This is a genomic window from Candidatus Hydrogenedentota bacterium, assembly GCA_012523015.1.
GTDB lineage: Bacteria > Hydrogenedentota > Hydrogenedentia > Hydrogenedentales > CAITNO01 > JAAYBJ01.
In genome coordinates this window covers 1-11967 of record JAAYJI010000057.1, presented here as the reverse complement: position 1 = coordinate 11967, position 11967 = coordinate 1, and the positions used below count along the sequence as shown (strand labels likewise).

Sequence of the window (11967 nt, the reverse complement as noted above, 5' to 3'; positions counted from 1 at the left end):
CTAGCATTCAGTATGCGCTCTTGGGAGTCGGCTCAGGCGTGGAAGTGAGCGAACAACGCTCCCTGCTGAAGGACGGCAAGGTGCTCGCCGATTTGTCCACCCATAGTTTCAACCGCGACGATGGTACGTGGGTCAGCTCACAGCCTTTCCGTGTGCCGACCAATCTTCAGCCCGGTACCTACACAATTATGACTTCTGTGCGTACTGCCCGTTCTGCTATCAGCGGACAGGCTGCCTTTAACATTTATTAAAACGACGCCTACACCGGAAATAAGTTGCCGACAGTTTCAAAGAGAGAAGCTGTCGGCTTTTTTTATTATTGCTATGCCTTAAGCGGTAGAAGGAGCGGGTTTGTCCTGCTGTATCACTTTTTTTGAGAGGCGGCTGAGGCGTCGGTGCCGCCCGTATTTTCCGCTTTCGATAGGAGCAGCGCTACTATAACCATAAAGCAAAAGAGGCTGTAAATAAGGATATTTTCCCAGAGCGGAAACGAATAAATGGTGTTCAAGGCTTCAGACCACGAACTGCCGACAGAAGTTCCTTGTTCTGCTGCCGCTGCTTTCAACCTTGCATAGACATATTCCCATTTGATCAGGAAGTAGGTTGCGGTGAGCAAAATAGCAAACCAGAGGGCATAGAGAGGAAGAAAATACCGATAGTTGAATGAACGGTTCCTATCGAAATAGCGGCCTTTCAACAATAACAGTCCATGTAAAATGATGGCAAGGATAAACATGGCCGCCGCCAAGATCGCGACTTTTTCGTGGACATCCGTCACTTTCAAGCTTGCCGACAGAGGCGTATTCACATCGGGGAAAAGGCCGACCAATGCGATGTTTACACTGCCGATGAGTTGGAAGAGGGCGGCGATGCGTGCGCCCCATAGGGAGATGCGCGCGAAGCGGCGATAAATATAGAGAATCAGCGGTATACCTGCCACACTCCAAAAAATCAGTCCCACAGAAAAGAGCCACCACCAGGTCGGGCTGTGTTTCAGTTCATAACTTCCCAAAAAGCTGAAGGTGTGGGTTAGGATAGAATAGCTGTTCTCTCGCGGATAGCCTAGCCATGCGGCAAAGATCAATCCCCAAAAAACGGCACAAAATACTGCGAGATAGCGGTGCAAGCTTTGTGCAGAAAAATCTCCACGTAAAAATAAGCATCGTGTCTTCATCAAATTCCTTTCCAAAGGTCTTAAAAAGAAAAGCATGTGGCGTATTATAAAGAGTGCCGCCTTCCCGGACAAATGCGGTTCAACCAATTCTTTAAAAAGGGAGGGAAGATGAGTTCCCTTTGAAGAGCGGCCATGGATTTGGAGAAGACAATAGTGCTTTGTTAGGCTATTGTCACTAACTTCGTTAATAAACATTAAGGAAAGGATTTTTATCATGCGGAAATCAGCGGAAGCAAAAGACCGTTCTCCCAAAGGCATTTCAAGGCGTAAGTTTCTGGGCGCATCGGCGTTAACGACAGGAGCCGCTGTGTTTGGATTTCCCGCCATTGTGCGCGGCCAGAATTTGAATGACAAACTCTATATTGCCATGATCGGCGTGGGCGGACGAGGCGCCGGTAATCTGGGTGGTGTTCAGAGCGAAAATATCACGGTTGTTTGTGATGTGAACGCCAAAAACCTCGATAAGATTGCTCAACACTTTTCAAAAGCACGGGCAGAACGTGATTTTAGAAAAGTCTATGATCACGCCGATGAATTTGATGCCGTCGTAGTCAGCACCTGCGAACACACCCACGCCTTTGCGACCTTACCGGCGCTCCAATTGGGGAAACATGTCTATTGCGAGAAACCACTTACCCACGGTATTTGGGAAGCGAGGATCATACGCGAGGCTGCCGAAAAAGCAGGTGTTGCAACGCAAATGGGCACCCAGATCCATGCGGAAAAAAATTATCGCCGTGTTGTGGAATTAATTCAATCCGGAGCGATCGGTTCCGTCAGTGAGGTCCATGTGTGGGTATCCCGAGCATGGGGATGGCAGAGCGAAGAAGACGCCAAAAAAGGCAAAGATATTGTTTTTGTTCAGGATCGTCCTGCCGAAGAAGATCCCATTCCCGAAGAATTAGATTGGGATCTGTGGCTCGGCCCGGCTCCCGCACGACCCTATAATGATGTTTATTTCCCGGGACCCAAATGGTACCGTTGGTGGGATTTCGGCAGCGGAACCATGTCTGACCTCGGCAGCCATTGGATCGACCTGCCCTTCTGGGCATTGGATCTCGACTATCCCTTGAGCATTGAAGCTTTCGGACCGCCGCCCCATCCGGAATTAGCGCCTGCGTCCATGCACGTAACCTATGAGTATGCGGCCCGTGGCGAACGAGGTCCCCTTAAGCTGACGTGGTACCAAGGTTTTGATAAACCGCAAATCCACACCGACGGCGGCATTCCCCAGTGGTCTGACGGCATATTATTTATCGGCGATAAAGGCATGTTACTTTCTGACTATGGAAAACACGTGCTTTTGCCGGAAAATGAGTTCAAGGGCTTTAAAGCCCCTAAACCTACGATTCCCGATTCTATAGGGCACCATGCCGAATGGGTACATGCCTGTAAGACGGGGGCGCCCACTACCTGTCCCTTCTCTTATTCCGGGTTGTTGACGGAAGCGAATCATTTGGGCAATATCGCCTATCGCCTGAACAAAAAACTCGAGTGGGACCATGAGAATTTGCGTTGCCCCAATGCGCCTGAAGCGGACGCGCTCATTCGTCGTGAGTATAGGGCCCCGTGGAAACTCGTGTAAGCCTTTTCAACCTAGCTGCATAAAAAATAATTGCCGGTCGTGCTATTCCGACCGGCAATTTTGTTTTCTAATTACTGTGTCAATAGCAAGGCAGGGTTCAATTAGAATCGCTTATCCTTTAGTTTGACACTGAAATGGGTATTTGCCTTTGTGCAGATCGTGGGCGAGAGAGCGTCAGTCCTTGGCTTGCTCTCTCACACCACGCATTTGTTTTCACTGAGTAAGAACGACTACATATCGTTGGCAGAGGTAAAGACACCAATTAGATTCGCCATGCTCGGTAATACGGGCTGGGTTGCGCCAAGATCCATGGAGTCAGTATTGTTTTGGCCGGGCGCGGGCGGTACGTAAGGAATCCAATCGACGTGACCGTCCATAAATAGGACGTTGCATCCGCCGGGAACATGATTGAAAAAGGCGATACCAGTTTCGTTACCCATAGTGTCGCACATGGCGAAGAGGGAGCTTTGTGCCATGGCGGAACTCTGTGGATTATTTACATCGGTAATCATAAAGCGCTCATTACCTTCTTTTATACGGTAGATTTTCGTGCCGTGACCATTGCCTACGCCTTGAGGTACGGTAATGTCTTCGCCGGCGAGCTGAAGCAACACAACGCCGCCGGGGGTGGCGGTGATACGTTGCAGCACACGGGCGAGCATACCATCCACGATGTGCCCAAATTGCACGGGAACACGTCCTTCGGCGGGCACGTTCAGATTCAAGGCGGAGGAGATGGCGTCCAGATTGACCAAGTCGTTAATGCTTATGGGGGGCAAATTGGGATGCGCGAGAAGATCCATCATCCACCCGTAATACATATAGCTGAGACCTGCTTTCCAAGGCCGTTCCCAGATATCCCAATCGCCGTCATCGGTTTTCATTGAACTGATACTATCGACGGGATCAGAAGGGCAGATACAAATAGAGGGATCTGCGTTGTAATTGGGGTACCAAGCACCGACCAGCGGCGCGGCAGCCAATCGCAGCCGGTCTTGTACGGAACCGGCAGGCCAGTTGGCTCCCGATTGGTCAGTCACTTGGAGGGGCGGCCAATAATCTTTTTGCTCATCGGCATAGAGCTTGAAAATGGTGCCCCATTGTTTTAGGTTGTTCTGGCAGGATTTTCTGCGTGCCGCTTCTCGGGCACGGGCAAGAGCCGGGAGCAATATGGCAGCCAGAATCCCGATAATTGCAATGACAACCAACAACTCAATCAGTGTGAATCCGTTACGCTTCATCCTACGACCTTTCTCTGTCAGTTATAAAACCATTGAACATAATTGAATGTGAATAAATCTATAAACAGAAAATTAAGCACACTAATGAGAGTCGATCATTTCCGACTAGACTATTTGGTTTAATCTTAACGTAAAGCATGTATTTTTGCAACTTTTAAAAACATTATTTTAAACTTTAATTCCGTCTCTTTCTTGATTCCTTGGGAAGCTGCTGCTGTCCTTCATGTTCACCCCGTTTCTTCTAACGTTAAAAATGTTTTCCACCTTCGAATCGGGGCATTGATTTGGTGTTTCATTTGTTTTATAATTCAAATCGTTGTTTCAATTTGATATTTAAATTTTAGGCGAACAAGTTTATGTTAAGTCCAAAAAATGGACGCAGTACCAAAGAGCGTATAATTGAAGCCGCCTGTAAGGTCTTTGCTGAGAAAGGATATCGGGACGCGACGCACGCCGAGATTTGTCAGTGTGCCCAAGCTAATGTGGCGTCTATCAATTATCACTTTGTATCCAAAGAGAATCTTTATCGTGTTGTTTTCGAACATTTGAGTCAGCGCGTTCAACAATTGTATCCTCTGGATGGAGCGTTGCCATCGTCCGCCTCCTCAGAAGAAAAGTTGCGCGCTTATATCCAAGCCCATCTCAGCCGTATGTTCGACCCTGAAAATCTCGGCGACCTCCATCAAATCCGCTGGTCGGAAATATTTGATTCCACCGGTTTGCTGGAGGATTTGTTATTAACCGTTATTGAAAAAGATCGTAAAATTATACAAAGCATTTTAAAGGAATTTTTGGGTTCCGAGGCGCCTGAAAAAGAGCTTGCTTGGTGTGAAATGAGCATTATCGGGCAGTGCGTTTTGGCAACCCCCGGAAATAAAAATAGTATTCCCCGCAAGATTTTTAAGTTGGATAAAAGCTCCGTTGCCGATTTGACAGATCATATCTTAGCCTTTTCGTTAGCCGGAATAGAGACGGTACGTCAAAAAATAACGCGGCAAGCAGGGCGCAGTGAAAGTGACGCCGGTTAACGCTCAGGATCATCGGTTTATCTTCTCTTTATCCGACGGCGCCCAATCTGAAAACAAATAAATTACCGGAGTAATCACAGTGAAAAGAAGCATTTCTATTTTTGTTTTTGCCCTTTGGGCTGCACTCTTTGTAGTTACAGCACACGCGCAGCGTCCGCCGGCGGCTGGCGCTTCTGCGCCGGAAGTGACAGTGGCGACCGTAAGCCTGAAAACCGTGCCTGTCATGTATGAATATGTTGGCATTACACAGGCTTCGCGCATTGTGGATATTCGCGCACGGATTCAAGGTTTCCTTGAGTCTCGCGATTTCATGGAAGGCAGCTATTTGGAGAAGGGCGCAAAAATGTATCGTATCGATCCGCGCTCCTTTGAGGCGGACCGTGAAATTGCCGCCGCCATGGTGGAGCAGGCAGAGTCACGGCTGCAGCTGGCAGAACAAGAAGTAGCCCGGCTTCAGTCGGTCACCCAGCCCGGCGCGATTACACAGCGCGATCTCGACCAAAAGATATCGGAACGACAGAGTGCCAGCGCCGCATTGCGCTTGGCAAAAGCCCAGCTAGGAAAAACTGAACTCGAACTGAGCTACACCCATATTGATGCGCCCTTGACCGGTTATGTGGGTAAAACGGTCAAAGAGCCGGGCAGTCTGGTGGATGCCGGTCAAAACAGCCTTTTAACGGTGATGCAGCAGGTTGATCCTTTGTATGTTAGTTTTCAAGTTTCTGAAACCGATTTTCTCGCGTGGAAACGGGAAGAAGAAGAAGGAATTTTGCGCCGCATCAACAGCGGAGATTCCATGGAGGTAGAGATTACCCTCATGGACGGTACTCCTTTTGATAGTCACGGAATACTGGATTTTGAAAATGTAGATTTGGATATAAAAACAGGTACGGTGGAATTGCGCGCTACCTTTAAAAATCTTGAGCGCCGCCTGAAACCCGGGCAATTTGTAAAAGTCTATATAAACGGGTGGGAACGCCCCAATTCTGTGGTGGTGCCGCAGCGTTCTGTCAGTCAATCGCCGCAAGGGGCATTTGTCTATGTGGTCAATGCTGAGAAAAAAGTAGAATCACGGCCGGTAACCACCGGTGCATGGTCCGGAACCGACTGGGTTATTCTTAGCGGTCTGGAAGAAGGTGAGCAAGTCGTCGTTGAAGGTCTGACAAAGATTCGGGCCGGCGCTGAGGTAGTTTTGGCTGCTGCCGACAAAGCCGATACCGTGCCCGCAGACATGCGCGCCTCCGATGAATCCGCTTCTGCCCACCAATGAACTCAAGTCTGTAGTAGGGAAATATTATGTTAGCCGCTTTTTTTGTGGATCGCCCTGTATTTGCATGGGTTATTTCTATTGTAATTATCATAGGCGGGGTGGTGTCCTTATTTTCGTTGGCCATTGAATCATCGCCTCAAATTACGCCGCCCACCGTTGTGGTCAGCGCTGTTTATCCCGGCGCTGACGCAGAGACGGTCATGGAGTGTGTGGCGACACCTATCGAGCAGCAGCTAAGCGGTATTCCCGATTTGCTGTATTATCAATCAAAGAGCGCGAACGACGGCAGTCTTTCCGTAACCCTTTCTTTTGAAATTGGAACGGACTTGGATATTGCTGCGGTGGAAGTTCAAAATCGACTCAAGAGAGCCGAACCCAGTCTTCCGCAAGAAGTGATCCGTCAAGGCACTAGTGTATCCAAGCGTATGAATACTTTCCTGGGGATCATTGCGCTGCAATCCACCAACCCCGAACACGATTCCCTCTTCCTGAGCAACTACGCCATGATTTATATGCAGGACACCCTTCAGCGTGTGCATGGTGTGGGGCAAATGCGCGTCTTCGGCAACAAAGACTATTCCATGCGCATATCCGTCAATCCGGATCTGCTCGTGATGAAAGGCTTGACCGTTAATGATGTGGCGCAAGCCATCCGTGAGCAAAACGGGCTCTATGCCGCAGGCGAAATTGGTGGACGGCCCAATCCGAATGGACTTGAGTTCACCTTCCCTGTACTGGCTCCCGGCCGTCTTACTACGGTTGCCGAATTTGAAGATATTATTCTTGTTGCCCAATCTGATGGATCTTTGGTGCGGCTTAAGGATGTCGCCACCGTCGAATTAGGCGCGCAAGGCTATGGTTCTGAAGGGCGCTACAACGGAGAAACAACGGCGATTATTCCGGTTATTATGCAGCCCTTGGAAAATGCCTTGGAGACTATGACCGGCCTTAAGATTGCTTTGGATGAATTGGCCGAGAACTTTCCCGAAGGAATGTATTACAGCATTCCCAATGATACAACCCGATTTATCAAAGTGTCTCTGTGGGAAGTGGCGATAACCTTCCTGCAATCGACGGCGCTCGTAGTGATCGTTGTGTTGATGTTTCTGGGTAGTTGGCGCGCATCCATTATTCCTCTTGTCGCGATCCCGATTTCCATTGTCGGTACCTTTACCGGGCTGCTGATTATTGGATTTACAGTTAATACGCTGACCCTTTTTGCCCTCGTCCTTGCCATCGGTATTGTTGTGGATAATGCCATCGTTGCCGTGGAGAACGTGGAACGGTTGATGCACGATGAAAAGCTCGCGCCTCGAGAGGCAACCATCAAAGCCATGAAGCAGGTGACGGGCCCGATCATTGCCAGTGTGCTGGTCCTTGCCGCTGTTTATGTTCCCGTCGCTTTTCTCGGCGGCAGCACGGGCGTGATGTATCGGCAGTTCGGCATTACCATCGCCATGGCGGTCGCCTTTTCCGGTGTCGTAGCCCTCACGCTTACGCCGGCATTATGCGCCAATGTGCTGCGGCCCAACCACAACAAGATTTTCGTATTCCGTTGGTTTGACAACGGATTTAACTTCCTTGCGCGACGCTTCATGACCGCTGTGAAATGGGTCATTCGTCTGGGCGTGATCTCTGTCCTGATCTTTGGCGCCATGATCTGGGGCACCTATACCTTATTGCGAGAGGTTCCCACCGCCTTTGTTCCGCAAGAAGACCAAGGATTTTTCCTGATTGTGGTGCAGCTGCCTTTGGGCGCTTCCTTGGATCGAACCATTGAGGTGGTGAAGGAAGTGGAGACTTTTATTTTAGAACAGCCTGAGGTGGACGGGACAAGCGCCATGTGCGGTCAGGATATGCTTTCCGGCGCTGTCACGTCGAGCTCTGCAACCATGTATGTCAGCTTGAGGAATTGGGATGAACGACCGGATCCGGAGAATAGTGCTTCTTCGGTGATGGGGCGTGTTTTTGCGCGCTTTGGCAACTTCAAAGAAGCGACGGTACTTGCCTTTATTCCGCCGCCTATTTTCGGTTTGGGGCTGCGCGCCGGGATTGAGGCGCAGCTGCAAAGCCGAGGCAGCAGCGACATCAACCAATTAGCCACCGTCATGAACAATTTTGTGGCGGAATTAAATCAAGATCCCATGTTTGAAGGAGTCTCCGGCGTCCTGAATATCGAACAACCCAAAGTCCGTGTTAATCTGAACCAAACACGCGCCAAAATATTGGGCATTCCCATTGGCGATATTTATAACACCCTTCAAGCTTATTTGGGTTCCTATTATATTAATGACTTTAATATTTATGGGCGCGTTTACCGCGTTCAATTACAAGCCAACCCTGAGTTTAGAGAAAGCCCCGATGATATTAAAAAGATTCACGTACGCACTTCCGCCGGCGACATGGTCGAATTGGGCGGTGTCGTTGACGTGGAGATGGAGGCGGGCCCGAACGTGGTGAGCCGATTCAACAGCTTCTCTGCCGTACAGATTACCGGCGCTCCCGCTCCCGGCGTGAGTACCGGTCAGCTCATTAAACGGGTTCAAGAACTGGCGCGGGAAAAGTTGCCCGAAGGCTTTGACGTGGAATGGAGCTCCGGGTCTTTCCAAGAAGTCAGGGCAGGCAACCAGTCGATCTATGTCATTCTCTTTGGTCTTGTCATGGTCTTTCTCGTATTGGCGGCTCAGTATGAAAAATGGTCGCTGCCCGTGACCGTGCTGCTCAGTGTGCCTTTCGCCGCTTTTGGCGCCACACTCTGGGTCTGGTATCGCAACGAAGACGCTGATATTTATTTCCAAATTGGATTGCTGACGGTTATCGGACTGACCGCGAAAATGGCTATTCTTATTATTGAATTCTGCGCAACGGAACGGGCGGAAGGCAGGACGATTGTTGAGGCTGCCTTAGAAGCGGCACGACTGCGGCTGCGCCCCGTTATGATGACTGCTGTCACGACCATTCTCGGTGCCTTACCACTGGTCTTGAGTAAAGGCGCCGGCGCCGCCGGACGTCATTCTATTGGCGGCAGCGTAATGGGCGGCATGATGTCTGCATCTTTCCTTTCCATTTTCTTTATTCCCCTCTTTTTTGTGATTGTTCAATGGATCAGTGAACTGGGGAAAAAGCCGAAAGTTGCGCCCCTTCCACCCGGAGAAAAAGCCGGTGATGACAAAGGAGAAGGAGAAGTAACCTCATGAAGATCCGTCTCTATATAGGCAGTATATTGTTGACCGTCCTTGTTGCCGGCTGTATGACCGGCCCCGATTATGAAAAGCCGGACTTTAAGGTCGCCGACCAATGGACAGAAGACTTGGAAGGCGGCGAGAAAGCAGATCCTGCCGACCGCGTACATTGGTGGAAAGAATTCAGCGATCCTACATTGGATGATCTGGTTGCCCGTATCCTCGCCAATAATCTTGATTTGAAGATTGCGGAAACGCGCATTTTGGAAGCGAGAACCGGCTTAATCATTACCGGCGCTGCATTGTGGCCTCAGTTAGATGCCTCCGCTTCCTATAAACGCCGCTACAGTGTGGAGCCGCCCGCTATGGGAGGCGCGCCTTCCGGACGAGGCACCGCAGTATTTTCCCGGAATGGGCTCATGGGCGTCTCCGTTTCAGGATCCACGCCGGGCGGACCGACCCTCTCGTATTCACCCGATATAACAGGCGGCGGCAACTCAACTGCCAGCGTATCCATGGGTACGGAAGGGATGGCGAAAAAGCCAAGCCGTTATTCTGATTTATATCTCGCGGGATTTGATGCTTCTTGGGAGCTCGACTTTTTCGGCGGTACCCGTCGCTCTTTGGAAGCGGCGCGGGCAGGCGTGCAGGCTATCGAAGAATATAAAAATTCCTTACTCGTTATGGTCGTAGCCGAAGCGGCACGCAGTTACTTTGATTTACGGTCTTATCAAAATAGACTCTTGATTAATAAAAAGAACATTGAGGCGTTGGAAGAGTCTTTGGAATTGGTGCAAGCGCGATTCGTTGCGGGATTAACCAATGAACTGGATGTAAAACAAGCTGAAACCCACCTCGCCAACATGCGTTCTACTTTACCGACTTTTGAATATGCTATTGAACAAGCCATTCACCGCCTCGAAATATTATCGGGAGAGGCGCCCGGAACATTGAAGGAGGAGTTGTCGGAATCCACACACTTGCCGGCGGCTCCTCCGGAAGTGTTGGTCGGCATCCCTTCCGAAGTATTGCAGCGACGCCCTGATATACGGTCAGCTGAACGGGATCTGGCCGCGGCGACAGCACGCATTGGTGTGGCGACAGCCGACCTCTTTCCCAAATTCTCCCTTACCGGTTCTTTCTCCGGGACCGATGACAGTTTTTCAGGCTTGCGCTTGTCTTCGAATCGAACATGGTCTATCGGACCTGCAGTACGCTGGCCTGTTTTCGACGCCGGACGCATTCGTGCCAACATAGAAATACAAAATATCCGGCAGGAACAAGCCCTGTTACAGTACGAAAAAACCATTATATCTTCCTTTGAAGAAGTGGAAAATGCCTTGGTCTTGTACGCCAAAGAACAAAACCGTTTGGTCGAACTTAAAAAGAGTGTTGATGCCGGCAGGAAAGCCTTGGATATTGCCACCGACCTTTACAAACAAGGGCTGGTCAATTTCCTCAACGTATTGGATGCGGAACGTACCTTGTTTGCCGCTGAAGACCAACAGATCAGTTGTGAAACGAATGTGCTGACCAGCCTTGTCGCCTTATATAAGGCGCTGGGCGGAGGATGGGAAGCGCCGCCGGAAGTGCTAGAAGAAGTGTTGGAGGAACTGAGTCCCTTAGAATAAAGCGATGAGAACGCAAAAGGGCTTCACGCAACGAGCCGCGGAGGCTCAGTTTCTACCGCTCCTCATTCCTTTCAAAGAGGAATCCTGTCAGTGGGGAGGAGGCGTCGGCAGTAGCACGCTGCGGGCCTAGCCCGGCGTTATAAGCCGATCTGCCCGCTTCTACGGCGAGGGCGAAGGCGCGCGCCATCATACCATGATCACGGGCATCAGATAATGCGGTATTGACCAGTACCGCATCAGCGCCCAGTTCCATAGCCTCCGCTGCATGAGACGGCGCGCCCAATCCCGCATCTACCACAACCGGCACACGGGCTTGTTCAATAATAATGCGCACCATATCGCGGGTTTTCATACCGCGGTTGCTGCCGATGGGCGCTCCTAAAGGCATAACCGTTGCCGTGCCAATATCCTCAAGTCTGCGGGCGAGCACGGGGTCCGCTTGGATGTAGGGCAATACGATGAATCCATCTTTCACAAGCATTTCCGCGGCACGGAGTGTTTCAACCGGATCGGGAAGCAGATAGCGCGGCTCAGGCGTTAATTCAAGTTTCACCCAGGGCTCGAGTCCCGCCGCCCGTGCCAAACGTGCCAGACGCAGCGCCTCTTCTGCCGTCCGTGCGCCGCTGGTGTTCGGCAAGATCAGTTGTTTATTCGGATCGATAGCAGCAAGAATGCTTTGATTTTCTTGTTTGCTTAAATCAACACGGCGCAGTGCAACGGTAATAATTTCTGCGCCGCTTGCTTCGATGGCTTGGTGAAGGGCGTCGTTGCTCGGGAATTTTCCCGTGCCGATCATGAGCCGCGAATTAAACGTGCGACCGGCTATGATGAAAGGATCCTGTGTATTCATAATGAT

9 protein-coding genes are annotated in these 11967 nt (G+C 50.4%); 6 read left to right on the top strand and 3 right to left on the bottom strand.

Features of this window, described 5'->3' with window-relative positions:
- Positions 1-251 (top strand): hypothetical protein (locus GX117_02455; protein NLO32210.1); only part of this gene is annotated, 251 nt, incomplete at its 5' end.
- A 113-nt stretch (positions 252-364) separates the two neighbouring features.
- On the opposite strand, the gene GX117_02450 is transcribed toward GX117_02455, so the two are convergent.
- Positions 365-1174, bottom strand: a complete 810-nt coding sequence (locus GX117_02450; GenBank protein ID NLO32209.1) for a DUF998 domain-containing protein — start codon at positions 1172-1174, stop codon at positions 365-367.
- A gap of 214 nt (positions 1175-1388) precedes the next feature.
- Between GX117_02450 and GX117_02445 the strand changes: the two genes are divergently transcribed.
- Positions 1389-2759: a Gfo/Idh/MocA family oxidoreductase gene (locus GX117_02445; GenBank protein ID NLO32208.1), complete on the top strand. Its 1371-nt coding sequence runs from the start codon at positions 1389-1391 to the stop codon at positions 2757-2759.
- A gap of 230 nt (positions 2760-2989) precedes the next feature.
- Here GX117_02445 and GX117_02440 read toward each other — a convergent pair whose 3' ends face one another.
- On the bottom strand, positions 2990-4000 hold the full coding sequence (locus GX117_02440; protein ID NLO32207.1) for a prepilin-type N-terminal cleavage/methylation domain-containing protein: 1011 nt from the start codon (positions 3998-4000) through the stop codon (positions 2990-2992).
- Positions 4001-4356: 356 nt separating this feature from the next.
- Here GX117_02440 and GX117_02435 point away from each other — a divergent pair, with 356 nt between their 5' ends.
- The 4 genes from GX117_02435 to GX117_02420 all read left to right on the top strand — a co-directional run bounded on the left by GX117_02435 (position 4357) and on the right by GX117_02420 (position 11111).
- Positions 4357-5028: a CerR family C-terminal domain-containing protein gene (locus GX117_02435; protein NLO32206.1), complete on the top strand. Its 672-nt coding sequence runs from the start codon at positions 4357-4359 to the stop codon at positions 5026-5028.
- Between the two features lie 79 nt (positions 5029-5107).
- Positions 5108-6298, top strand: a complete 1191-nt coding sequence (locus GX117_02430) for an efflux RND transporter periplasmic adaptor subunit (GenBank protein ID NLO32205.1) — start codon at positions 5108-5110, stop codon at positions 6296-6298.
- A 26-nt stretch (positions 6299-6324) separates the two neighbouring features.
- Positions 6325-9495, top strand: a complete 3171-nt coding sequence (locus tag GX117_02425; protein NLO32204.1) for an efflux RND transporter permease subunit — start codon at positions 6325-6327, stop codon at positions 9493-9495.
- Positions 9492-11111, top strand: a complete 1620-nt coding sequence (locus GX117_02420) for a TolC family protein (protein NLO32203.1) — start codon at positions 9492-9494, stop codon at positions 11109-11111. The genes GX117_02425 and GX117_02420 overlap by 4 nt, the downstream gene beginning before the upstream one ends.
- 52 nt (positions 11112-11163) lie before the next feature.
- On the opposite strand, the gene GX117_02415 is transcribed toward GX117_02420, so the two are convergent.
- On the bottom strand, positions 11164-11961 hold the full coding sequence (locus tag GX117_02415) for a thiazole synthase (GenBank protein NLO32202.1): 798 nt from the start codon (positions 11959-11961) through the stop codon (positions 11164-11166).
- Positions 11962-11967: the final 6 nt, after the last annotated feature.